This window comes from Pseudoalteromonas sp. RWi3 (assembly GCF_054960735.1).
Map to the genome: position 1 here is coordinate 1 of NZ_JBHNYL010000028.1, position 23,174 is coordinate 23,174.

Annotated in this window: 21 protein-coding genes; 12 read left to right on the top strand and 9 right to left on the bottom strand. The window is 37.8% G+C overall.

Translation table 11 applies throughout. The annotated features are described in order from the left end of the window. Positions 1-695 precede the first annotated feature (695 nt). Complete coding sequence (locus ACFI4Z_RS18545; RefSeq protein WP_462671836.1) at positions 696-2,624, bottom strand: hypothetical protein; 1,929 nt, start codon at positions 2,622-2,624, stop codon at positions 696-698. A 293-nt stretch (positions 2,625-2,917) separates the two neighbouring features. On the opposite strand from ACFI4Z_RS18545, the gene ACFI4Z_RS18550 reads away from it, so the two are divergent. Together ACFI4Z_RS18550 and ACFI4Z_RS18555 are read left to right on the top strand one after the other, a co-directional pair. Then, on the top strand, positions 2,918-3,868 hold the full coding sequence (locus ACFI4Z_RS18550; protein ID WP_462671837.1) for a kinase: 951 nt from the start codon (positions 2,918-2,920) through the stop codon (positions 3,866-3,868). Positions 3,869-3,872: 4 nt separating this feature from the next. After that, positions 3,873-4,844: a Gfo/Idh/MocA family protein gene (locus tag ACFI4Z_RS18555; RefSeq protein ID WP_462671838.1), complete on the top strand. Its 972-nt coding sequence runs from the start codon at positions 3,873-3,875 to the stop codon at positions 4,842-4,844. Between the two features lie 4 nt (positions 4,845-4,848). On the opposite strand, the gene ACFI4Z_RS18560 is transcribed toward ACFI4Z_RS18555, so the two are convergent. Further along, on the bottom strand, positions 4,849-5,586 hold the full coding sequence (locus tag ACFI4Z_RS18560) for an ABC transporter substrate-binding protein (RefSeq protein ID WP_462671839.1): 738 nt from the start codon (positions 5,584-5,586) through the stop codon (positions 4,849-4,851). A gap of 299 nt (positions 5,587-5,885) precedes the next feature. Between ACFI4Z_RS18560 and upp the strand changes: the two genes are divergently transcribed. The 5 genes from upp (at position 5,886) to ACFI4Z_RS18585 (ending at position 12,670) form a co-directional block, all read left to right on the top strand. After that, positions 5,886-6,515, top strand: a complete 630-nt coding sequence (gene upp / locus ACFI4Z_RS18565; RefSeq protein WP_462671840.1) for a uracil phosphoribosyltransferase — start codon at positions 5,886-5,888, stop codon at positions 6,513-6,515. A gap of 9 nt (positions 6,516-6,524) precedes the next feature. Continuing rightward, on the top strand, positions 6,525-7,775 hold the full coding sequence (locus ACFI4Z_RS18570; protein ID WP_462671841.1) for a uracil-xanthine permease family protein: 1,251 nt from the start codon (positions 6,525-6,527) through the stop codon (positions 7,773-7,775). Positions 7,776-7,923: 148 nt separating this feature from the next. After that, entirely contained in the window at positions 7,924-9,666 is a 1,743-nt protein-coding gene (locus ACFI4Z_RS18575; RefSeq protein WP_462671842.1) for an HAD-IIB family hydrolase, read from the top strand. Continuing rightward, the gene (locus tag ACFI4Z_RS18580) at positions 9,659-10,879 is read left to right on the top strand and encodes a glycosyltransferase family protein (RefSeq protein ID WP_394189871.1); all 1,221 of its coding nucleotides are present in this window, start codon (positions 9,659-9,661) and stop codon (positions 10,877-10,879) included. Before ACFI4Z_RS18575 ends, ACFI4Z_RS18580 begins: the two co-directional genes overlap by 8 nt. A gap of 18 nt (positions 10,880-10,897) precedes the next feature. Then, positions 10,898-12,670, top strand: a complete 1,773-nt coding sequence (locus ACFI4Z_RS18585) for a sugar phosphorylase (protein ID WP_462671843.1) — start codon at positions 10,898-10,900, stop codon at positions 12,668-12,670. A gap of 218 nt (positions 12,671-12,888) precedes the next feature. Here ACFI4Z_RS18585 and ACFI4Z_RS18590 read toward each other — a convergent pair whose 3' ends face one another. Next, positions 12,889-13,962 carry an ABC transporter substrate-binding protein gene (locus tag ACFI4Z_RS18590; RefSeq protein ID WP_462671844.1) on the bottom strand — a complete coding sequence of 358 codons (1,074 nt, stop codon included), beginning with the start codon at positions 13,960-13,962 and terminating at the stop codon, positions 12,889-12,891. Between the two features lie 148 nt (positions 13,963-14,110). On the opposite strand from ACFI4Z_RS18590, the gene ACFI4Z_RS18595 reads away from it, so the two are divergent. Further along, the gene (locus ACFI4Z_RS18595; RefSeq protein WP_462671845.1) at positions 14,111-14,500 is read left to right on the top strand and encodes a cytochrome b562; all 390 of its coding nucleotides are present in this window, start codon (positions 14,111-14,113) and stop codon (positions 14,498-14,500) included. Between the two features lie 51 nt (positions 14,501-14,551). Here ACFI4Z_RS18595 and ykgO read toward each other — a convergent pair whose 3' ends face one another. Together ykgO and ACFI4Z_RS18605 are read right to left on the bottom strand one after the other, a co-directional pair. Then, the gene (ykgO, locus tag ACFI4Z_RS18600) at positions 14,552-14,692 is read right to left on the bottom strand and encodes a type B 50S ribosomal protein L36 (RefSeq protein WP_054203874.1); all 141 of its coding nucleotides are present in this window, start codon (positions 14,690-14,692) and stop codon (positions 14,552-14,554) included. A gap of 9 nt (positions 14,693-14,701) precedes the next feature. Next, the gene (locus ACFI4Z_RS18605; RefSeq protein WP_394189862.1) at positions 14,702-14,953 is read right to left on the bottom strand and encodes a type B 50S ribosomal protein L31; all 252 of its coding nucleotides are present in this window, start codon (positions 14,951-14,953) and stop codon (positions 14,702-14,704) included. A 208-nt stretch (positions 14,954-15,161) separates the two neighbouring features. Between ACFI4Z_RS18605 and ACFI4Z_RS18610 the strand changes: the two genes are divergently transcribed. Both ACFI4Z_RS18610 and ACFI4Z_RS18615 read left to right on the top strand, forming a co-directional pair. Further along, positions 15,162-15,449 (top strand): hypothetical protein, encoded by a 288-nt coding sequence (locus tag ACFI4Z_RS18610; protein WP_462671846.1) that lies wholly within the window; start codon positions 15,162-15,164, stop codon positions 15,447-15,449. A 344-nt stretch (positions 15,450-15,793) separates the two neighbouring features. Continuing rightward, positions 15,794-16,570: a hypothetical protein gene (locus ACFI4Z_RS18615; RefSeq protein ID WP_462671847.1), complete on the top strand. Its 777-nt coding sequence runs from the start codon at positions 15,794-15,796 to the stop codon at positions 16,568-16,570. Positions 16,571-16,745: 175 nt separating this feature from the next. On the opposite strand, the gene ACFI4Z_RS18620 is transcribed toward ACFI4Z_RS18615, so the two are convergent. Next, positions 16,746-17,099: a hypothetical protein gene (locus tag ACFI4Z_RS18620; protein ID WP_462671848.1), complete on the bottom strand. Its 354-nt coding sequence runs from the start codon at positions 17,097-17,099 to the stop codon at positions 16,746-16,748. Positions 17,100-17,409: 310 nt separating this feature from the next. Then, complete coding sequence (locus ACFI4Z_RS18625) at positions 17,410-18,063, bottom strand: DUF6058 family natural product biosynthesis protein (protein ID WP_462671849.1); 654 nt, start codon at positions 18,061-18,063, stop codon at positions 17,410-17,412. 168 nt (positions 18,064-18,231) lie between these two features. Here ACFI4Z_RS18625 and dapA point away from each other — a divergent pair, with 168 nt between their 5' ends. Then, positions 18,232-19,149, top strand: coding sequence for a 4-hydroxy-tetrahydrodipicolinate synthase (gene dapA / locus ACFI4Z_RS18630; RefSeq protein ID WP_462671850.1), 918 nt, complete (start codon positions 18,232-18,234; stop codon positions 19,147-19,149). Positions 19,150-19,200: 51 nt separating this feature from the next. Here the strand turns inward: dapA and ACFI4Z_RS18635 are convergent, their stop codons facing one another. Beyond that, positions 19,201-21,018, bottom strand: coding sequence for an Lnb N-terminal periplasmic domain-containing protein (locus ACFI4Z_RS18635; protein WP_462671851.1), 1,818 nt, complete (start codon positions 21,016-21,018; stop codon positions 19,201-19,203). A gap of 41 nt (positions 21,019-21,059) precedes the next feature. Beyond that, positions 21,060-21,527: a DUF3015 family protein gene (locus ACFI4Z_RS18640; RefSeq protein WP_462671852.1), complete on the bottom strand. Its 468-nt coding sequence runs from the start codon at positions 21,525-21,527 to the stop codon at positions 21,060-21,062. A 282-nt stretch (positions 21,528-21,809) separates the two neighbouring features. Between ACFI4Z_RS18640 and ACFI4Z_RS18645 the strand changes: the two genes are divergently transcribed. After that, entirely contained in the window at positions 21,810-23,111 is a 1,302-nt protein-coding gene (locus ACFI4Z_RS18645; RefSeq protein ID WP_462671853.1) for a DEAD/DEAH box helicase, read from the top strand. Positions 23,112-23,174: the final 63 nt, after the last annotated feature.

Sequence of the window (23,174 nt, forward strand, 5' to 3'; positions counted from 1 at the left end):
ACACGTTATTAAACAAAGTGTCGACCTCGATTTGCCTTTTATACCTAAAATTCCTGGCAAGCAACTGAACTCTAAGTGCTGTAACTAACACTAACAGTGCGCAAAAAAATAATGATACGGTTACCTACGATGGGAAAAGCGCAAAATGTTCTGACAAAAATATGTGTCTGTCCTTTTTTACTTTCGGGTAGGACGACCTCACAAGAGAGTTACTGTGAACACTTGAACAGAAAACGGCGAAGCAACGTCAGCAACAGCGAAAAGCTACTGGCATAAAGTTTAAAAGTCTTCGATAAAGAATTAAAATTGCAATCATGCAGTTATTTTCATGGTTGTAATTTAGGTTTAACAGTGATAACCGCTCGCTTAATGAACGATGTATAGGTGGTAATAGAAAATAGTAAGTTTTAGCCCAAGAAAGTAAGCTTAGTAGCGTAGTTTTACTTACTCGATTAAAGAGGCTGTCTAGTTTATTTTTAGTTTATTAAGTTCACTGAATTCTAAGTTTTGCAACTAACGCTAACAGTGCGAAAAAAAATGATGTGGTTACCCACGACGGTAGAGGTGCAAATTTCCTGGCAAAATATATGCATGTACTTTTTTACTTTTAACTGCTTTATGATTACCTTATGGGGAATGCTTGAGGTAATTAACGTGCAACTTTTGTGCTATAAAAGTTGCACGTGTTGGTCAGCTTAAAGCTTGCCTAGCCAATAGCTATTTTGGTAGATATTTTCCTTGTACGTTGAATCGCTATAATCGTACACGCGTTGCCAAAATAGACGGTCTAATAAGTAGTTATTGCCATCTTTATGAAGCAATTTAAAGTTTATCAGAGAAAGGTATGTGCCTGTTTCATTTGATAAAGTGCTTGTTTTACAAGTTGTAAAATCAGTCGCTTCTGGGCAGTTTGACATCATAGCAAATGTAATGCTGTTATCTTCTTCAAATTGCCAGTACGTGTTTGGTTCTAAGCCAGAAGAATTTGTAAGCCCATTTTGTGTATAGCTAAAGAAAGAGCCAGTATTGTCATCATTTAAATACCAGTAAGCTGTACTATAGCCAGAGTTATAGTCATCACGCAGGTAATTAGAGAAATGTTTGTAGTCTGCGAGTGTTACCTCTTCTTCATCAAGCACCTTAACAAGTGTATAACCCAGCATTATTTGTCTTTGCTCTTTGTCACGGCCATGTGCAAAAATGGTTTGTCCGTCAAATAGCTCAAAGAATTGTAGCGTGGATTCGTGGCCACCTCCTGTCACTTTAACTGTCTCTCCATTGTTATCGAGGTTAAAGGACATACGAAGCAACTCTTCATTAGTTGGGTTTTGAAAGCTAACAGTTGCGCTGTCAGCTGCTGTAATTTTAAAACTAGTCGGTGCAGATCGTATTGTAAGCCCTTCTTCTGTATCTACACTACCTAAGATAAGCCGCCCTGTGTAGTGAACTCCTGTATCAAGCTCTGGAACCGCAATGGGTGTTATTTTTCTAACAGCGAACACGCTTTCTTGGGTTTGCATTGCGGCAAGTAACTCAGGCGTTTCAAGAATATTTTCTGCTGTAAAGTCATTATGGTAACTCAATGAATGCGATAGTTTGATAACGAGAAATTCATTAAATTGCGTAACAACGTCTGCGTGTTCCAAATTCACATCGAATTGTGCGTTAAATGAACCTTGATCTTTGTTTTGTTGTCTTTGGTCAATTGTTGCAATTGTTTTGGTTGAGTTTATATTTAGCCTAGTGCCATCTAATACAGCAGAAAAATCAGCGTATTCAGTTCTAGTTGTTGTCGAGCCCGGGCTATCGAACATGGGCAACGAAACTGAAATTTGCGTTTCGAAAAAGCTGTCTTCATTTTGTGCGTTCAAGTGACTCACAATTTTATATGATGAAATTGAGTGGTTAGTGTAATAGCCTGAGGAAATATCCGAATTAGTATTTTTATATAGTGTAACTACTTCACCTCTATCTTCACTCACATTAAAAAATTCAACACGTATAGCGTCATCACGCTTTGCAAGCACATCAATTTCTATAAGCTCTCTTTGCGCGCATCCGCCTCCAACACACGTTGGGACAAACTGCGTGCTTAACGTTATTACGTCAGGATTGCTCCAGTAAAAGCTACTTAAAATATTGTCATTAAATAGTACGCCTCTTTCTTCGTTTGCAAACGAAATCAGTATATCTTGATTATCTGTATGCCAACTACCCATGATTTCACTGTTGGTCAGCTCAATGGGTTGCCATGCTTCACGATTTTCTGCAACATTAACAAACAACTGATACTGATTACTTGCTTGCCCGTCAGATATTTCTACAGTAAACGTATGGTTATTAACCTCAAAAAGGCTGGGGTTAACATTAAATGTTGCTTGGTTATTTTCAGTGCTTACCGTTATCCATTGTGGTTGATTAATAATGGTTGCACTTATTTCATCGCCTTGCTGGTCATAAAGGTCAACAATCAGGCTAGCCGTTTCAAGAGCTTTACTGTTAATTGATAGTGTTCCAGAGAGTGTAGGGGGCGTATTTATTTCAATAGGGTCTGTGTCGTCTGATGTATCTTCACAGGCTGTTAAAACTAAAGCAAGAAGAGGCACAGCAATTAACTTATTCATTTATGTCCTTTTAATGTTGTTATTTTATTATTTTTTTTCAAAATTACCTATATTAGGTGTTTTAGTCAACAATGTATGTAACTAATCGTAAACGCTATCTAACCTTATAAATTATTTATGGTGCTACTTATGCTTTTTACTGTCTTAAAATCAAATATCACACTGTCAACTTAACCCCAAATTTTACTTAGGTTCTAAGAGCCTAATACGGCTTCATTACCTAGTTAAAATATTTATTCATAGAGTTTTAAATGTCATACTTTACTTTTGTTTAAATGACAGAGCTTTGGTAAATGCACAATGAGTTATTAAATCGTCAGTACGATAGTGTCATATTGCAAGAGGTCATTACATCTTTGTGGAGTGGCTGTGGAGAGATAGCTCGCTATAAACTAGATGAAATCCCCTGTGTTGTGAAATCAATAAATGTGCCTAAACACATTGAGCATCCACGTATAAAACAAAGTCAGTTTGCAATAAACCGTAAACAACAGTCTTATGAGGTTGAGTTTAAATGGTATCGCGATTATAGCAGTTTGCTTCCAGTGCAATCACGTGCGTTGGAGTGTTTTAATACCATTAACTATAAACAGTTATTTGCTCTTGTTTTTGCTGATTTTAAGGAGCATGGATATGATGAAGCAACTTGTTGCCCAGAGCATATTTTGGCAATTATAAAATGGTTGGCTTATTTTCATGCATTTAATTTAGGCTCACAGGCGGATGGTTTGTGGCAACAAGGCAATTACTGGCATTTGGATACACGACCGGATGAATTTGAAAAAATAACTGATAATGAGTTAAAAAAGGAGGCACCTATCATTGCAAGTAAGATTCAAGCGTGTGAATTCCAAACTTTAATTCATGGCGATGCAAAGCTTGCTAACTTTGCCGTTAACCATCAAACATTAGACGTACTGGGTTATGATTTTCAGTATGTTGGTAAAGGTATTGGCACAGTGGATTTAATGTATTTTTTGGGCAGTTGTCTTGATGAGAAAACATTGATAGCTGATGCGCATAAATATAAAGCACTTTATTATGAACACTTAGGTGAAGCGATTAAATACTTTGATAAGCAGTGTGATGCACAGTCAGTCATTCAGCAATGGCAATCACTTTGGCCTTATGCATGGGCTGATTTTTATCGGTTTTTAATGGGCTGGAGCCCGTCACATTGGAAAATAAATAGCTACATGCTAAACCAATATCAAGCAGTTACTCAAAAAATAAATAGGAAGTAGTTTAATGCAAAAGCAGATACGTTGGGGGATGATAGGATGTGGTGCGGTGACTGAAATCAAAAGTGGTCCGGCATATCATAAAACACCTGCATTTGAGTTATACGGTGTAACACGGCGTAACCAAGCACTCGCTAAAGATTATGCGTTGCGCCACAAAATTCCCTGCGTGTTTGCCAATGTAGATGAGTTGATCAATTGCCCTGACATAGATGCAGTTTATATTGCTACGCCACCTGATAGCCATTTAGCATTGGCTTTAAAAGTAGCAGAGGCGGGTAAACCGTGTTGTATTGAAAAGCCATTAGCGCCGACATATCAGCAAAGCAAACAAATTATGGATACATTTGCAGCTAAAAATATTGCTGTATTTGTAGCTTACTACAGGCGTTCATTGCCACGATTTAATAAAGTGAAGGCACTGATTGATGATGCTGCAATTGGAAGTGTGCGGCATATTAGTTGGCATCTTAATAAACCTGCAAACCCACTTGATTTATCAGGCAAATATAATTGGCGCACAGATAAAAAGATTGCACCTGGAGGCTATTTTGATGATTTGGCCAGTCATGGCCTAGATTTATTTGCTTACCTATTAGGTGAATATAAGACGGTATCAGGAGTTGCAACCAATCAACAACAATTATATGGCGCCTATGATGCCGTTTCAGCTTGTTGGCAGCATAGAGCTGGCATAACTGGCTCAGGTAGTTGGAATTTTGGTGGCTTCTCACGTTTTGATGAGGTGGTAATTTACGGTTCAAAAGGGGAAATACGTTTCAGTGTATTTGATGAGCGTGATATAAGTGTTATCACTGAACATGGCACTGAACGTTTTACAATTGCAAACCCAGAGAACATACAATTATTTCATGTGCAAAACATGGCTGAGTCACTATGCAATAATCACTCTCACCCCTCTACAGCTCAAAGTGCAACGCACACAAGCTGGGTGATGCAGCAAATTCTTAAGCCATGACTTATTAGTGTTTAAATTGTGTTTTTAATGCCTTAATTATGAGTTCCTTTTCAGGCTCAGAAATTACTTCAGCATGTGCGTTAATTATCTGCTGTTGAATTTGTTTTGTTTGTAAAACGCTATCAAATAGCTTAGTAACTCTTTGCCCTTGCTCTGATTTAGAGCAGGCAATGTAACCAAAAATAGCGTCGTTAGCGTTTTCAATTGCAAGGTATGATGCGCTTTTTATGCGCGTATCTTTGCCATGCCTTGAGATAAAAACAGCACTGTATTCAATAATTGCATCGACTTTTTTTTCAAACAACATTTTACTTAAACGAGCTGCACTGGTGGTTCCTGGCAATGATAAAAATGACTCTGGGTGTTCGTCAATATATTGATCAATAACGTGGCCATATGAACGGCCACTGGTGATCCCTATGATTAATTTATATTTATTCACTGCGTCGGATAAGCTCAGGCTTTCTGGTAATTCGGGGTTATTTAGAACAATTAAGCGGTTAGCGGGAAACGCCATAATTGGGTAGCGGGTAAAAATAGCATTTTGCATGCGCTCTGGCTTTTTGACTTTATTGTACAAGCATACATCCTCAAACGCATGTAGCTGTTGCCATTCTCGCATACGGCTTGCAGGCGCAAACTGAAGTTTTATTTTTCCTTTTAATGCCTTTTCTAAAGCCAGCATGTGAACAGTTGCGATATTTTGAGGGTCATCGTCTAACTGGGGGGCAAAATCAGTCATTAATTGAACAGTATAGGGTTTAGGTTCGGCTATTAACTGCCAGGAAGTTAAGATAAAAAAAATATAAAAATAACGCAGGTGTCTATTCATATGTGAGTCGCTTCTTTATTCTTACTCCAATTATAGATTGTTTCAGTCAAAGTTTATTCTATTATTGTGTTTATTAGTATAAAACAGTGAAATTAAGGGTGGCCAAGTAAAAAAATACACACTTTTTAGGCGTTAGCTGAATTTTTAAAAGTCTCGTTGGAAATTTTACGTTAAAATAAGCTAAGTTTATCTTTCTATCGGGCAACAAAATGACAATCCATGTAATCAAACATCCTCTTGTTCAACATAAACTTGGTTTAATGCGTGAATATGGCATCAGTACTAAAAGCTTTCGTGAGCTTTCATCTGAAGTTGGTACGCTACTAACGTATGAAGCGACTAAGAACTTGCCACTTGAAAATGTCGAAATTCAAGGTTGGGATGGCAATAATTTGGATGTAGAACATATCAAAGGTAAAAAAATTACTGTGGTGCCCATTTTACGAGCTGGTCTCGGTATGATGGATGGCGTTATGCAATTACTGCCTGCGGCTAAAGTCAGTGTAGTTGGACTACAGCGTAATGAGGAAACACTAGAGCCAATTCCTTATTTTGAAAAGCTAGTGGGTAAAATTGATGAACGTTTAAGCCTTGTTATTGATCCTATGCTTGCAACTGGCGGGTCAATGATCGCTACTATTGATATGCTAAAAAAAGCAGGCTGTAAAGAGATTAAAGTGATTGTACTGGTAGCTGCGCCTGAAGGTGTAGAAAAAACCTTAGCAGTACACCCTGATGTTGAAATTTTTACAGCCTCTCTTGACTCTCACTTGAACGAAAAAGGATACATCATCCCTGGTTTAGGTGATGCGGGTGATAAAATATTTGGCACGGTTTAGGCTAACATTGTGACTAAATATAGTGTGAAACACGAATCTGCATTTTCTATAAAAACAATCTTAACTGGGGCGCAAATGTTATTTGTCGCCTTTGGTGCACTGGTATTAGTTCCTCTTTTAACAGGTCTTGATCCGAACGTTGCGTTGTTTACTGCTGGTATTGGCACCCTGTTATTCCATGTTGTGACTAAAGGGCAGGTGCCAATTTTTCTAGCGTCTTCATTTGCTTTTATTGCACCAATAATTGCGTGTGTTCAAATGTGGGGCGTGCCTGCGACTATGGGTGGTTTAATGGCTGCTGGAGCTGCCTATATGATGTTAAGCCTTTTGGTTAAACTTAAAGGCGTGGCAACATTGCATAAAATATTACCACCGGTGGTTGTAGGGCCGGTCATCATGGTGATTGGTTTAGCGTTGGCCCCCGTTGCTGTGAATATGGCGATGGGTAAAAGCGGTGATGGCTCGTTACAGCTCATTGCTTATGACAAGGCTATTTGGATCGCCGCATTTTCGCTGTTAGTGACATTGATATTTGCTGTATGGGGAAAAGGCGTGTTTAAGCTGATCCCTATTTTAGCGGGTGTAATAGCAGGTTACAGTGCCTCGCTAGTGATGGGAATAGTGCAGTTTGATGCAGTTAATAACGCGCAATGGTTTGCAATTCCCTCATTCACTTGGCCTGAATTTAAGTGGCAAGCGATACTCTTCATGGTCCCTGTTGCTATTGCCCCTGCCATAGAGCATATCGGCGATATGATGGCAATTAGTCAGGTTACAAATAAAGACTACCTAAAAAAACCAGGTTTGCATCGCACCTTATTTGGTGATGGCTTGGCAACAACTGCGGCATCGATCTTTGGTGGACCACCGAATACAACGTATTCAGAGGTAACGGGGGCTGTGATGCTAACACGTAACTTTAACCCTAAAGTGATGATATGGACGGCCATAATTGCAATTGTTTTGGCGTTTGTTGCTAAGATGGGGGCGGGTTTGCAGACTATCCCTGTGCCTGTAATGGGCGGTATTATGATTTTACTATTTGGCTCCATAGCGGTTGTTGGGCTTAACTCGTTAGTAAAGTCTGGTGAGGATCTTACAGCGCCACGTAACCTATCTATAGTTGCACTAATTTTAGTATGTGGGATTGGGGGTATGCATATTGGTGGCAGTGAGTTTAGTCTACAAGGCGTGAGTCTATGCGCTATTTTGGGTATTGTGCTCAATCTTGTGTTACCCAAGGCTGAAAGGCCCGTGTAGTTTTGAACAAAATGTTAATTTATTGCACCATAATAGCGCATTTTATATGCGCTATTTTTTTAACTTCATAAAAAATAAAGAAAACTAAAATTGGTCTAGTAACTGCATTTACCTTATTCAATCGCATGCCATACTTTTTGGAGAATCTATGCAAGAGGCGAATATAGTGGATATTACTCCGTTTTTAGCAAAACATCAGTTACCCCTTAAATACCAATATTTAAGTGAGCAATATTTTATTCCTTTAGCTGAAGATATAATTAGTGCCAAACCAACAGCGCAAGCAATTTTGGTTGGCATTAATGGTTGCCAAGGCTCAGGAAAAACGACTTTGGCCGATTTTTTAGTTACTTGGATCAATAGTAACACTGAGTTTAATAGTATTAGTATCTCGATTGATGACTTTTATCATAGCCGTTCACATAGAGCCGAGCTTGCAAAAGATGTGCATCCATTATTTGCCACTCGGGGAGTGCCAGGAACCCATAACGTAGCACTTATGGCCGATACCATTACGAATTTGCTTGCCGGTAAAACTAATATCGCTTTACCTGAGTTTGACAAGCAATCAGACGAGCCTGTTGCACAAGATAAGTGGAAAAAAAATGACACACCGATTGATATAGTCATATTTGAAGGGTGGTGTGTAGCAAGTACTGCACAACAACCATATCAACTTGAGTCACCAATTAATCAGCTTGAAGACAAGGAAGATAAGGAAGGAGTGTGGCGCAGATGTATTAATAGTTGTTTAGCAAATGAATATAAAAACGTATTTAGTTTAATAGATTATCAAATTATGCTCAAAGCACCTTCGTTTAAAGATGTTTATGGGTGGAGGCTTGAGCAAGAACAAAAATTATTAGCAAATAGAGGCGTTGGGCATGGTACGTTTGATGAAACCAGCTTAGTTAGATTCATTTCACACTTTGAGCGAATTACTCGAGAAAACTTGAAAGTCATGCCTGAACATGTGGATGCGTTGCTCACTCTAGACAAAGCGCGTGATATAACGTCTATGGTTTTAAAGGCCGATACTATTCCCGCGCCACTAATTTTTACCGATTTAGACGGTACATTACTTAATCATGATGATTATGACTGTGCGTCGGTTCAGCCTTTTTTAGCAAAATTGACGGCTGCTGGCATTAGTGTAGTTTTTAATACCAGCAAAACATTTGCTGAAGTAACAGATTTACAATCCAATCTAAATCACCATCAACCATTCATCACAGAAAATGGCTCGGCGGTGTATATCCCAAAGAATTATTTTGCTATTAAACCAATAGGCTGCGAAGAGCTTGATGAGTATTGGCGTTACCCATTGGCACCAACCTGTAAAAGTTTGCATGCTGATTTGAAACAACATGTAAGTGATTTAGCTCATTGCTATCAGTTGTTTAGTGAGTTAACCCCGTCAATGGTTGCATCTCTTACTGGGTTAGGTATCGAGCAAAGCAAACTTGCCCTAGCACGTGAATACTCAGATCCAATTTACTGGCAAGGCACTGCTCAGCAGCAGCATGACTTTTTAGCCAGGATGGAGACACTGGGTTATGAAGTGCTAGTCGGCGGACGTTTCATCCATGTCAATAAACAAACAAATAAAGGCAAAGCGCAAAACTGGCTATTAAATCAATTTAAACATCACTACCGTCATCCATTTACGACGATTGCACTAGGTGATAGTCAAAATGATATGGCTATGCTCGATGAAGCCGATATTGCAGTTTTGATCAGCAACCCAAAAAGTAAAGCAAAGGCTAAATTATCCGCTAAACCATGGCGTATTAGCGATAAACCAGCACCACAAGGCTGGATTGACGAAGTCACTGACATCAACATTATTAAGGCGCATATAGCACCTAAACAGGAGCAATCTCATGGCTGATTTTTATCAAAATGGCATTATAACCACGTTACATAATATTGCTGATCGCCCCGTTGAAGAGCTAGAAGCTGAGCTGGTGGGGTTTTCTAAACATCGTCCAATGGGTTTGATTTTACCTTCTCTATATAGTGAGCTTGAGGGACCTGCGCTACAAAATATTGTTAGAGAACTCAAGCATGTGCCTTATTTGTCGCAAATTACAATTGGTTTAGATAGAGCTGATGAATCGCAGTATCGTCGCGCGTTGCAATTTTTTACAGAGCTTGACCAACCACATAAAGTTTTATGGAATGAAGGGCCAAGACTTCAAGCCCTAGACAAAGAGCTACAGCAGCTTGGTGTTGCCCCACGCGAACTTGGGAAAGGCCGTAATGTCTGGTATTGCATGGGATACAAGCTGGCAACTGCCAAAGTAGAGTCGATTGCATTACATGACTGTGACATTTTAACTTACGATCGAGGTTTACTTGCACGTTTGATTTATCCGGTTGCACATCCTCGTTTTAATTATGAATTCTGTAAAGGTTTTTACCCTCGTACGGCCGATGGCAAAATTAATGGTCGTGTTTCGCGCTTACTTGTAACACCACTATTGCGCTCTTTTAAAACAATTTTAGGTAGTACAGATTATTTGGAGTATATGGATTCATTCAGGTATCCATTAGCTGGTGAGTTTTCGTTTCGCCGTGATGTACTAAATGACATTCGAATTCCCAGTGATTGGGGTTTAGAAATTGGAGTTCTGTCTGAAATGTACCGCAACTATTCGCACAATCGTTTATGCCAAGTTGATATTGCAGATAATTATGATCACAAACATCAGGATTTATCGCTAGATAACCAAGCTGCAGGTTTATCTAAAATGTCGATTGATATTACAAAGGCACTATTTCGTAAACTTGCAACGCAAGGGGTTACATTTACTACTGAAACTATTCGCTCATTAAAGGCGACCTATTACCGAATCGCATTAGATTTTATTGAGACATATCACAACGACGCTATGATGAACGGTTTAACCCTTGATATTCACCAAGAAGAAAAAGCAGTTGAAATGTTTGCACAAAATATAATGAATGCTGGGCAGCACTTTTTACAACACCCAATGGAAGCGCCATTTGTGCCAAGTTGGAACCGTGTTGCCTCTGCCATGCCTGATGTTTTTTCACGATTAGAAGAAGCGGTAGAGCTTGATAACAAAGAGTTTTCATAATAAATATGGAGTAGGGAAATGAGCAAAGCGTTATTTGAACAACGGGTTGAACAACACTTAGCCTGCATTTATGACGGTGTTGATTTATGCATGAGTATTGATGGTTTAGCAAGTATGTTGATCACTACCATGTTCAAAGATGATCCGGTTCGTGACCCTACACCCCATAAAAACCGTTGGGATCAGCAAGACGTGATATTAATTGCTTATGGTGATTCAATTATGCGTTATGAAGCGAGAGAACGGGCCGTGCCGGTTCCCAGTGAGCCACCGTTGCATACTTTACATCGCTTTATGAAAAATCAATGTGCAGGCACTATCAATGCTTTACATATACTGCCTTTTTATCCTTTTAGTTCAGATGAGGGATTTTCGGTAATGAACTATGTTCAAGTAAATGAAGCGCTGGGAAGCTGGGATGATATTCAAGGAATTGCACAAGACGTAAAATTAATGGCTGATTTGGTGATTAACCACTGTTCTAGTCGAAGCCGCTGGTTTGAAAACTTTTTACAAGGTAAAGAGCCCGGTGTAAGCTACTTTAAAACGGCAAGTTTAGAAGATGATTTGTCAAACGTGGTACGCCCTCGAACGTCACCATTATTAAATAGCGTTCAAACTGCACTTGGTGAGCGCCACGTGTGGTGCACTTTCAGTCCAGATCAAGTGGATTTAGACTTTGCAAACCCGTTAGTGTTAAATGAATTTGTTGGCATTATTCGCCATTATTTAGATAACGGGATTAAAATATTTCGCCTAGACGCTGTAGCATTTTTATGGAAGGAGATAAATACGTCCTGCATAAACTTACCGCAAACTCATGAGGTGATCCGCCTTCTGCGCACGCTAATCGAGCATGTCGAGCCAAGCGCTATTATTATTACAGAAACCAATATTCCTAATCGCGAAAATTTATCTTACTTTGGTAATGCTAACGAAGCGCACTGTATTTATAATTTTTCATTACCGCCGCTGTTGCTGCATACATTGTTAAGTGGTGACAGCAAAGCATTAAAACATTGGATGATGAGTATGCCACCGGCCCAAAACGGGACAGCCTATTTTAACTTTATTGCCTCACATGATGGTATTGGTTTAAGGCCAGTTGAAGGCCTGTTAAGTGAAGATGAAATAGGCCATATGGTTAACACGGTTAGTCGTTTTGGTGCCAAAGTATCGATGCGAACAGCAAACAATGGCACAAGTTCTCCGTATGAACTCAATATAGCGCTATTCGATGCTTTACAAGGGACTCATAAAGGAGTCGATAAATGGGGATTGGATCGGTTTATCTGTGCACATGCCATTATGTTTGCGCTTGAAGGCATTCCTGGGCTTTATATTCATAGCCTTTTAGGCACAACGAATGATTACGCACGTTTTGAAAATAGTCAGCATAACCGTTGTATTAATCGTCATCGTTGGCAAGAATCTGCTTTGCTTGACAAGTTATCCGATGAGTCAAGCCATCATTATCATGTGTTTAATAGCATTAATAGGTTACTGGCTATCCGCAAGCAGCAGGATGCGTTTCATCCGAATGCCACGCAGTTCACTTTGCACTTAAGTGGTGCTTTATTTGGTTTTTGGCGACAAAGTATCGATCGTCGCCAAAGTGTATTTTGCGTTTATAATATTAGTGATGAATCACAGACCCTGCTGCTTGCTGATTTAAACTTAATAGACACTGAGCAATGGTTTGAGTTAATAACTGGTGAGCCTGTATGTAATGAGCAACAAAGCATTGAGCTTAAACCGTATCAAGCACTGTGGTTATCTAATAGACAATAATTATATCTAAGCTTTCTCGAAATGCACAATTCAGCGTTTTACAGGTGCCTAATACATAGGGGTTAAATTGCAATTATTCTTTGGCTAAATGACTTTTTATACTAACTGAAACGTTCATTTTTAGGTACTTGGGGATATAATTAGACTTTTAGGAGAAAGTATTCTTGATGTAATTTGTTACTACAATAATAGAACTGTAAATCCCCTTTACAGTCTAATTATTTAAGTTCTTTGAGCAGGTTTTCGACTGTAAACTCTTGCCAATTATGACTCATTCGACTAAATTTTTTAAAATCTATTTCATCTAAATCTGCTTTATTGATTTGTGATATTAATGGTTTGTTATGTTTACTCAAACGAGTAAAAATTGGGTATGTGTGATGCGGTATTGGCCAAGCCGCTGGGTCCTTATTGTGATCATATAAGGTTATTAATGCATAGGCGCCTAATAAAACATGTCCACCATATGAAACATTTAATGGTTGTAATTTTTTAGGTGTCGAATCCCAATTTATACCGCCAACCCTTGCTTGAGACTCTTTATTTAGTTTTTTAAGTGCACGTTTTGCACCAAAGGCTATAGCATCATTTGCACACCAGATAATATTTATTTCTGGGGCTAACTGTAAAAATGCCATTGTTTTAATATAGCTTTCATTTTCAGACCAGTTAGCTACATCTTTCGCGATCAGAGTTACATTTGAGCGTGAAAGGTAATCCATCATTCCTTTTGTACGCTCCATTGATGCTGGTGTTGAATAATCACCAAGGAGTGCCAGCATATTGGCATGCTCATCTGAATGACTCGTATGTTCTTTGAATAGGTCCTGTGCTAGCATGCGCCCCACATTTTCATTATCAGGGCTAATACTTCCTATTATATTTAACCCGTGTTCTTTGAGCACGACTAACTTATTAGGTGAGGGCGGGTTAAGTAGAAAAAATATTGGGATATTTTGAGTGTTAATCTTAGTTAAATAGTCACCAGATACACTTTTCTCATCAACGAGAATTAAATAGTCAGGCTTCTCTTTAATTGCCTCTCGTATTAGATCTTTCATTAAAATATGATTTCGATTCGCATACTTAACGTTTAGATTTATATCTAAATCATCTGCTGCGTTGTGCATTAATTTGGCAACTTTGTACCAAAAGTTACCTGTACTGTTGTACTCTGTATGGGAGCCAGAATAGCCCGGATTTACAAAGGTCACGTCAAGTGCGTAGCTGTTCAATACAAACAATAAACAAAAACAACTCAATGTGTAACGATAATATTGGGCTTGAAGCATTTGGTCTCAATTAAAACTTATACTTTTAAGTGTTCTGTTATAACTGGTGGATTAAGATGAAAACACTACAAAGGTTATATTTGGCTATGTGGTGCTATATAATACTAACCTTAGCACACTCACAGCAATAATCTTTTAGGGTTAATAAATGAAAGCATTTTTATGCATTGTAGTACTTATGTTTAGCCAACCAGCTCTCTCAGCTGATGTAAATGAGTTGGAAACAACAATGAAAAATATGGGGCTTGCTTACAAGCAAAGTGTGCAAGCAACTGACCTTGAAAAATTCAACTTAGCTATTGATGAGTTTATTAATTTGGTAGAGGCAAGTCAGCTTGCTAAGTTTAGTAAAGAAGCTGAAAAATCAGTTCGAGGACTCAATAAGGTATTAGATAAAGCAAAACTGGCAAAAAAACTTGCGAACGAACAAGGATTGGAAGCGGCTAGAGTACCGTTAAAATCAATTGATCGCTTACGAAAAGATTACCATGAGATTCATGAGCCACCAGGTTTTTGGGAACTTTTATTTGGTAAATAATTTATAAATATAGCTGTGCGCAAACAAGTTACGTACAGCTATAAAAATCTATTACTTTCCTTTTTTCTTCATACCTTGTACTGCTTTAAAACGTGGGTTGTCTTTACAGATAACAAACACGCGGCCTTTACGCTTAACTATTTGGCAACCAGGTCGGTTTTTTGCGCTTTTCAGTGAGCTAAGTACTTTCATAAATAGTCCTTATTTAGTCGAGAGGTTTTTAAAGCGACGGTTAAATGCTGCAACACGGCCATCACTTGCAACCGTTTTTTGCTTGCCGGTATAAAAAGGATGAGAGTCACTAGATACGTCAATCGGTACATACGGATATGTTTTACCGTCTAATTCAATTGTACGATTCGTTTTAATTGTTGATCCAATGATGAAATAACTGTCAGCTGCAGTGTCGTGAAAAGCTACTGTTTGGTATTCAGGATGAATATTTGGTTTCATGAAGAACCCTTTGTTATGTGATAGTATATCAATTAATTTATAGTAAATGAGAATCTTTTGCAAGTGACTTTTGTTCAATTAATATTAGCTGTGTTTGTAATTTATACAAATCAATCAAAAGATAAGCAGTCAGCATAAAAAAGCTGGCTATTGGGGTTTAGCCTGTTATAAATAAGATGTAATCAAGAAAAAGAAGGCAAGCTTTAGTATGAGCGAACAAATACAAGACACCACCAATGAGCAAGGCCAACAAATAGATCAAAGCGTTATGGATACACTGAGAAGTAAAGATAACTCATTACTTGCTCAACAAATTGATCCACTTAGTTGCACTCATAACGACATCGTTGAGTTACTTGCACAATACTTAGCTTTGAGCGATCAAGATGACGATGATTTATTTGATACTTGGTTTGACGGCTTAAATAAAGCGCAACATACAGTTTTAAAAGTGTTTGAAGTTTATCGTGGCCAATTTGAGCACCAAGAATCTTAAACTTGTTCCTCTGTTTGTGTTTATCTTGTGTTGCTAGATGTGTAGTTACATGTTTCATCATAGGCAAAGCTTAGTTTAGCTATCTTAGAGGCTGTGCACCAAGATTGGGTAAGATCTAAATTAAATAATTTTAAACACTACTTAAAAGCAAATCATTAGTCTTGTAAGGTTATGACGAAGCGACATTGTTATTAGGTATAATTAAAAGCGGTTTTATCCTATTTTACTAAGCTACCATTAGTATTTGATTAGTGCTTGTTGTCTGCTTGATAACTCAAATGCGGTGTATTGATTTCGTGCTACAATTGATTTTAATTTATTACTCAGTGGGCAAAATGTTGCGCGTGAAAATATTTTTTATTTTATGCTTTGTTTTTTCTGCAAATGCGATGGCTCTGCAAGAGGTTGTGTGGATTAGAGAGGTATTAGATAAAAATCCACTCAATATCAACTACACGACTTTCCAAGAGATACAAACAAAGCTAGATTTGCCTATTAAATATGTGCATGCTAATACTGCTCGTGCACTGCGACTTTTGTCAGATAAAAAACAACTGAGTTGTCGAGGTAATTTAAGAAAAACACCTGAACGTGATGCTATGTTTGCGATGAGTAAACAACCTCAAGTGGTTTTCCCTGGATTGAGGTTATATAGTCATGTGCCACTATCTGAATCGGGTACTGTTGATTTAAGAAAGTTTTATTCGCATAATTTACTTTTGGCAGTACAACAAACTCGTAATTATGGGTTTAATGTTAAGCGTTTAGGTAAGTTAGAAATACTCAATCTACATGCCAGCAAACGCTCAAGTACGCTTATAAATATGTTTGAAAAGAAAAGGTTTGATCTTCTTCTTGAGTACCCTAATGTTTTTGCTAAATATGCAAGCAAAGATCTTATCAATCAGGCTTTTGAATACTCTATTACACAATCAGGTAGCCATAGCTTAGGTTACATAGCCTGCACTGATTCTGTTGAAGGTAGGGCTTTGATAAAAAAGATAGATGATGTCATTAAAGAAATCGCTCAAACAGACGCATTTTTCTATGCGCAAGCTCAGTGGTTTAAACACAGTACAATTTCCCCGCTTTACAATGATGTATATAAAACAAATTTTTGAAATTGATGTGAGTGTGCGAGCAATAGCATTATAGATACAGTTTAAACTTAACGGCTAAATCTGTAAGTTAAATTTTATTTAGTAAAATTAACTTTTAAAGATAAACATAATTGAAGGTTAAAATTCACGTTATGTCTTAGGGTTTTATTGCCTGAGTAACTTATTACTATGTATGTTAAGTTGATTCTTTATTACGCTTGCCTATAAAGAATATAACAATTATTTCAGATGAAGTAATCACTGTTAATTGGGCAACCAGTGCCAGTAAAATCCCAACCCCAGCATGAATATCGAGCTCAACCCCGAATACTAAATAAGGCACCAATATAAAGCTCAGTATGGCAGAGCAGGCCCTAACACAAGCAGTATCAAGATTGTGATAATCCATAGATAATAAATATATAATAAGGTATGGGGTGAGTAATAGATAAAAGCTTATTTCATTAGGCCTAAAATATTTAACGCAAATAGCAATAAACGAAGCAATGGCCAATATTTTTACAAAGTAGGTAATTTTATTAATATTCATAGCTTTCCTTAGCAATTAAAGTTTTGTCGATGCAAATCCTATAGCCTAACTATACATTTTAATATATTCATAGGCATTTAATTATGATTTTCTATGCATCATGGATAAGGTGGGCTTTATAACCGACATACATTATTTTAATTTGAAAGATTAAATAACATCTCACCATATCCATGGCTAAGAATAGTTATAAACACACAAAATGCAAATAATATAGCTTATTTTTACTCCAATTGACCTTAAGGTACAAAGCTGAAAATTAAGCTTAATTAATGATTAAGTTTTTAAGATTGATCTTGTATCAATACAATTACTTAATTGATAAATCATATTTAAGCACAAGCGCTTCAATGTAATGTGTTCTCAACGTTTGCTGTTTTTCATGGTCAGCGCCATGACTCAGTGCACGATTTAGTAACTTTAGAGCTGGGTGAAGTTGAGCTCTTTCATCTTGATTGAGGCTAGCTTTTGTGCGTAGTTCAGTAATGTCATCAACTACGAGCCGGCCAATATCAACAGCGGCTATTTCATCAATTAAACCGTTTTGTGTAAGCACACCATATTTACTGCATAAAAATTGTTGCCATACTTGCTGCAGGTGTTCGTCAATTTCGCTGCCAAATAACTCTTCGTTAAAGAAAAAACCCTGCTGCGCAAGCTTATTGAGTGCTGCCATATATTGTTGTGCAAAATAATTAAATGCGTGACTGGATGATTCAATCTTTTGTTTAGTTAACCCCTGTCCCCAGTTTACACTGCCGCGTGGGTAGTAGTCGTCATATTCTTCACATTCATACAAACCGGAGTAGGAACTACAACTAAGGGTATTTTTAATGCAGTAGCTTGGCTTAGGGAATAAGCCTGAATCCTGCCATTGTATAAGTGTTTCTTCATCAATGGATAGCGCTTGGCAGAGTTCTTCGCTGTGATAAAAGTGGGTCGCTAAATATTGTGATAAACGCATAAAGTGGCACTCAGAGTTAAAAAATAAAATACACTGTTTATTTGTACAGTGTATTTTGAACCAGGAGCACATATAACACAAGTTATTTTATAATTTCATTATGCAGAACTCCCAAAATAAACCTATATATGTTACAAATACGGCAAGTTTTTTTAAGAATATATTTTTATGCGCAGCCTAGAACAAATTAAACAAGCAAGTCTTATTACAGCAATTAAAACCCCTTACTTATCAACGGGTGAAATCGACCTTGCGACTTATGATGATTTAGTTGAACAGCAAATTGAAGCAGGTGTTGATGGCATTGTTGTGGGTGGCACGACAGGTGAAGGGCAGTTAATGAACTGGGAAGAGCACCTAATGCTCATTGCGCACAGTGTTAACAAATACTCAGACAAGCTTGTTATTGTAGGTAACACGGGTAGCAATAATACGCGTGAAGCAATTAAAGCCACGCAGTATGGGTTCGCAAGTGGGATGGATGCCTCGTTGCAAATTAATCCTTATTATGGCCGCACTTCTATTGCAGGTGTAAAAGAGCATTTCAAGCGTGTTTTAGCCATTGGCCCTGCGTTTATTTACAATGTTGCTGGACGAACAGGACAAGATTTAACACCTGACATTATTGAACCATTAGCGCAACATGAAAACTTTATCGGCGTTAAAGAGTGTGGTGGTAATGAGCGAATTGATCATTATGAACAGCAAGGTATTGCGTGTTGGTCTGGTAATGATGATGAAGCCCATGATGCACGACATACCTACAAAGCACATGGTGTGATTTCAGTTACTTCTAACTTGATCCCCGGACTGTTTCGTCAGTTAATGGATACAAAAAATGAAGAACTAAACAATTCGTTACAGCCACTAATGAATTGGTTGTTTTGCGAACCGAATCCGATTGCAATAAACACAGCATTAATGATGACAGGCGCTGTTAAGTCAGTATTTAGAATGCCTTACACACCGCTAAGCTCTACACAACAGGTTGAAGGCAAAACGCTTATAAACCAGCTTAATGAGCAAGATATTGTGGGTCGTTTCGCTGAAAATTTAGATAAAGATACTGTATTGGTTTTATCTTAAATATTTCAGAACACCACTTTCAGCCCATACTAATATGGGCTGAATTATGTGTTACTGCCAATAGTAATTAAGTTTTAATTGCCACACTGATTCATTTGCATGTTCAATTGCAAACCTCACATCTAAATCTTGGTTGATTGGCAGTGACACTTCTAAATTTGCAGTTCCAGGCAATTTATTATGAAGGTAAGATTGTTCGTACGATGCCCTAAGTTTTATGCCTGAAGTACTGCCAGTAATAAAGCCCGCTTCAACCGAAGAATCATAAAAATGACTGTTTAAAGGTAAGTCGCCTGCAGTACCGTTTACGAGTACGTATGCTAAAGTGCCTTCATTGAACCTCCATGATTTCCCAACGCCTCCGACAGCAAAAGTACTTTTACATGAACTACACAAAGATTCTTGACGTTCAAAACCTAGGTTTATTTTCCACGACCACATTGATTCATTGGCCCAATCAAATGAATTGGGATTAAATGATTCTAAATCTAACAAGTGAACTTTATTAACATAAAAGTTGTTGTTACTGAGAGTAACTTCTGTATCCAGCATTTCTAAATTAGAAAATGGTATACGGGCAATATCAGACGCTAGAGAGTCAAAGTAACTCAGCCTAAAGCCAACTTTAAAATAATTATTATTAGCGCTACGAACTGCTGTAAAAGACGTATTCGATGCTTTTTGTGCTCTATGCGGAGGCTGCTTGGTAAATTGATAGTTATGTTTTTTTTCACCAATGGGTAATTTTAATCGCGCTTTTATCAATGCTTTTTTTAAATTACGAGTCTGAGTGGGTGTTTGCTTTTGTATTTGTTTAAGCTGTACAAGCTCAAATAAAGTGCCAATGATTGCTTTTTTAGAATGTATAGGTAAATTCAAAAAATCGTTACTTGAAAGTGTCTTAGGGGAGGAGTATATATTCTCGACAAAAGCGATTTCCTTTGTTGTTAAGCCATCTATATGTTTATTAAATACAGTGCTTCTGGAAGGTGTGAACTTGATTTCTTTAACTGCTTTTTTACCACTATATTGCGCCCTTTCTAAACGAGAAAAAATAGTAGCAGGAATAACCCAAGGAGTGCTTGATTTGGTGAGTTGATCACCAATAACTAATTCAATAATTTGCGCAAGGTGGAATGCACAATTCTCATCTGCAAAATAATAATCAAATTCCGTACCTAAAAGCTCCCATAAATGATTAGCAATGAAAGTCACGTCTCGAGGTGTTAAGTTTAGCGTGTACTCCCATAAATCTCTTAATTCTATTTCGCCATAGTTATGTTGATGGCGATAAAAAAGCTGATCCGAAAAACCTGCTTTGTAGCCACCAAATAAGCCTTTTGTAATATAAATTAGGCCATTTTCATTTTCAGGAACATGTGCGCCATAATTAATGCTGTAATCTAATAGCTGATTCTTTGTTTTTGTTGAACGGTTGAGTTTAAGTAACAGATGGCCGTATAAAGATGCAGGATTACTCATGTAGCCAGATGCAAATACTAGACTAACAGAGTGAATTTTTTGGCTGTCTCGCCACTTTTCTAAGTCGGGACACTTAACAGTGCTTTGCTTAAAAGATATACCTTGTTCTTTTAGCCACTGATAGCGAGCTGGAAACTGGCACTGCATCGATGGGTCAGTATCAAAGGCATGCAGAGTCGCTTTAAGCTCTGAAAGTGGGTTGTTTTTTCCATCTTGAGCTAAAAAAAACGAGTTGTTAGTAATATAGCTTTCGAGCTTTGTATGGCTTTTATAGTGGCCTAACTTTAACCAAGTGGGATTTTTAGCTAAGGAGTCTGGTGAATTAATAGCAAAACTAGAGAAAGAGAGAAATAAAAAAAAACTAATAACAGGAATAATTAAATTCATTTTTTAACCGAAGATTAAAGGGCCGTTAAGCCCTTAAATAATTAGATAGCAGCACATTGAGCTGAAAAGTTAGTCGAAATTTGACCTTCAACTAATTCATAAAAAGCTTGTGGGTTATCTATAGGTGCATTTGCAAAATCATTGCGCACAGTGCTGATGATTTGCTGGTGAGCAGTTGCATCACAACCACGTACATTTAACATTGCTGAAATATATTCACCTTCACCTTGTGCAATTTCTTGTTCAAGCACTGGGAAAGTTTGCTGAATAAATTGTGCAGTTTTAACGTTTGCACCTTCACAGCTACCTACTGAAGAGATGTTTGATGAAACGGCTGTTGTACCTAAATCCCAAATAATGTTAGAAATTGCCGCAGCAACACCATTATCTGGAAACACCATTGCGCCAATACCACATTCTTGCCACGGGTTAATGCCATTATTAGCTTGTGATGGCATAGAAATAAATGCAGTTGCTAAAACTGCAGCACCTAAACATCTTTTTATCATTATCAGTTTATCCTTATTTTTAGTGAGGCCTTTTGAAAAGGCTGGTGGATAATACACATATGATTCAGTTAAAAGCAATATAAGCTAAGTATAAAAATGTAAAAAAAGGTACGTTGTTACTTAGTACATAATGAATGGCTTTTAACTTATTTTGTGCTTTTTACACATCTTATTGTTAAAAAGCTAAGGATAAAGGAGAGTTTAAGTTGTTTTAACTAACGGTTGCTTTACTTTTACTGTATAATTTGCGACCCCTTGATATGTGGCCGTAGGTAATACAGCATGAATTTTAAATCTTTTAGTTTTTCTCCTGAACTTATTCAGGCGTTAGATGAACTCAACTATCACATCCTTACGCCCATTCAACGTGGTGCTATTCCTGTCGTTCGTAAAGGCAAAGACGTTTTAGCTAGCGCCCAAACTGGGACAGGTAAAACGGCTGCATTTTCATTGCCTATTATTCATAAATTATCTGAAACGACTCATACTGCAACTAATGCACCACGTGCTTTAGTGCTTGCGCCTACACGTGAGTTAGCGGAACAAATAGCAAATAATATTAAAGATTTCGCTAAATACACATCACTTAAAACAGTGTGTTTATTTGGTGGTGTGAATATCGCAGGCCAAGCTAATGGTTTAAAAGAAGGTGTTGATATCGTTGTTGCAACACCGGGTCGTTTACTTGATCATATTCGGTTAGGTAATTTAAGTCTTGCGCAGGTTAAGCATTTAGTGCTTGATGAAGCAGACCGTATGCTTGATATGGGTTTTATCACTGATATGCAGACGGTCATTAATGGCTGTGCAGAAGAACGTCAAATTTTATTGTTTTCAGCTACTTTCCCTGCGGCTATTAAACAGTTTGCGAGTAAAGTGTTGAAGCAAGCTGAAATTGTCCGTGTTGATCAAACAAACAGCACCGCAGCTACGGTTAATCACGTTGTTTATCCCGTTGAAGAGCGCCGTAAACAAGAGTTATTATCAGAACTTATTGGTAAGAAAAATTGGCAGCAAGTGTTGGTTTTCGTCAATATGAAAGACACAGCTGATGTACTTGTGAAAGAACTTAACCTTGATGGTATTCCTGCAGCTGTTTGCCATGGTGATAAAACACAAGGTAATCGACGCCGCGCACTTCGTGACTTTAAAGAAGGTAAAGTACGTGTTTTAGTTGCAACTGAAGTAGCTGCTCGTGGCATAGATATTGATGGTCTTCCTCGTGTAATTAATATTGATCTGCCATGGCTTGCTGAGGATTATGTTCACCGCATAGGTAGAACCGGTCGTGCGGGCAATCATGGTGAAGCAATCTCATTTGTTAGCCGTGAAGAAGAAAATATGTTGTTTGAAATCGAAACATTGATTGGTCAAAAGATAAAGCGTGAATACTTACAAGGCTATGAAGTAAGTAACCGCGATGTACTAATTGATAAAATTGGCAAAAAACCGTCGCATTTACGTCGTAGTCATACTAATAAGCCTTCAGGGCAAGCAACTGGTGAAGCGAGAGCTAAAAACCGTTCACGTATTTCAGGTGTACGCAAATCGCTTAAAGGTGCAAAGCTAGCACTTAAAAAATAGCATTTAATGAAATTTTAGAGCAATAAAAAAGCCTGATTAATCAGGCTTTTTTATTGCTCTAAA